This window comes from Catenibacterium sp. AM22-6LB (assembly GCF_003435615.1).
GTDB classification, from domain to species: Bacteria; Bacillota_I; Bacilli_A; order Erysipelotrichales; family Coprobacillaceae; genus Catenibacterium; species Catenibacterium mitsuoka_A.
On record NZ_QTUM01000111.1, the window covers coordinates 1 to 1564 of the forward strand.

Here is a 1564-nt window from a genome sequence, read left to right on the forward strand (position 1 = left end):
CGTCTCCCGGACTGCCTGTCTATAATACCCAATATCCGCACGTTTGTAAAGTGTTTTTTTAATATTTTTTGATTTTTTTATAAAAAATATTAAAAATCTCTCATATTGTTTATTTTCATCAAAAAAAGACTATCTTATCACATAAGACAGCCCTGTTTAATAGTTTAATGTGTTTTATTTTGTTCAGTATATTCTACAATACGTTGTGCTAGTTCCATAATGGATTCAAAATTTTCAGCACCACCAATAAATCCTCCTGGATGGATAAAGCGTGCACCTTCTACTCCAGTAAGTTCTACTAATTCTTGATCACGTTTTCCACACCACTCTTCAGGTACTTTGATACGTGTATCAAAGCTTGCTGGCGATAGAGGAACGCCTTGAAAGTTCCATCCTCCTCTTTGAGATGGAAACACAGTTAAATAGATATCATTCACTTTATTGCTTTCTGATTTAAGTAACGTGCCTTTCCATGGGACAAACTGTTCTAGAATCATAATATGATGTTCTGATAAGTCAATTTGTGCTTCAACATAATCCATTCCTTGAATTCTACTTACTTCTGAATGAATGCAGGTATCAAATATATCTTTAAGTAATGGTTCACCATTTTTATGATAATGTTCCATTAAGATAGCGAGCTGTTCTACTGGATAAGCAGTGACTTCATCTGTTTCTTCACGTTCAAAAGAAAGTGGCTGCACAAACATCTTATTCACATCATATACACCTAAATCTGCATGTTTACTTGATTTATTGTAATAAGTTATGATTTCTTCACCATATTCTTTCCACATATCTATGGCATCACCTTCTTCATTAAAGATGAAACAACTCGCTTCATTGGCTTTATCTAAGACAATCTTCTTCATCACCTGGTCTAACCAATCATAACCATCATCCCAATCAAGTTCATTATTATTATAAACATCCTTTAAATATTCAATATATACATGAAAAACCGTTCTCATAAAATCAACTGATTTTAAAAACGCTTCATCTCCACTAATAGGTGAATTCCAGAAAGGGTTACTAATAGAAATGACAGATGAAATAGTCATGGAAATGCGTTCACCTTCTCCATTATCCAATGCATCTATAGGCATGATGATCTGATCATCTATATCATAAAAATAATCTTCTATATAATCTTGAATTCCTAATTTTTCAAGGATCTGCATGCCATAGTCACGCCAAATAAGACCTACAGAAGAATAAGCAATTCCATTATCTCTTCTTACTTTATCATCCTGGTGATGATCATACTTTCCTAAACCAATATCATAGACAAAAGCATCTGTATCTTTTTCATCTATTTCTGCAACTCTCGCAAGTGAAACATCTTCATATAATATTTCTAATAAGACTGTCGCCATAACATCATCTGCATGAAATGATCCAGCATGAGTTATAAACTTTGCATCCTTTTCTTCTACTATCTTAATCATATTATCTCCTCTTTTATACTCTTATCTATCATATCATTCTTACAAGAAACTTACACTAATAAAAAAGCCCTCCTGTCGGAAGGCATAAAAAAAGGACCTGGCAGCTTGCTATTGTC

General features: G+C 33.1%; 1 protein-coding gene. It reads right to left on the bottom strand.

All coding sequences use genetic code 11. From position 1 onward, the window contains the following. Positions 1-164 precede the first annotated feature (164 nt). Positions 165-1448 (bottom strand): MYG1 family protein, encoded by a 1284-nt coding sequence (locus DW269_RS12410; RefSeq protein WP_117460326.1) that lies wholly within the window; start codon positions 1446-1448, stop codon positions 165-167. Between the last annotated feature and the right edge of the window lie 116 nt (positions 1449-1564).

Bases quoted from the DNA above. Each gene is read 5' to 3' on its own strand.
- DW269_RS12410 (WP_117460326.1), bottom strand. From the start codon at position 1,448: ATGATTAAGATAGTAGAAGAAAAGGATGCAAAGTTTATAACTCATGCT.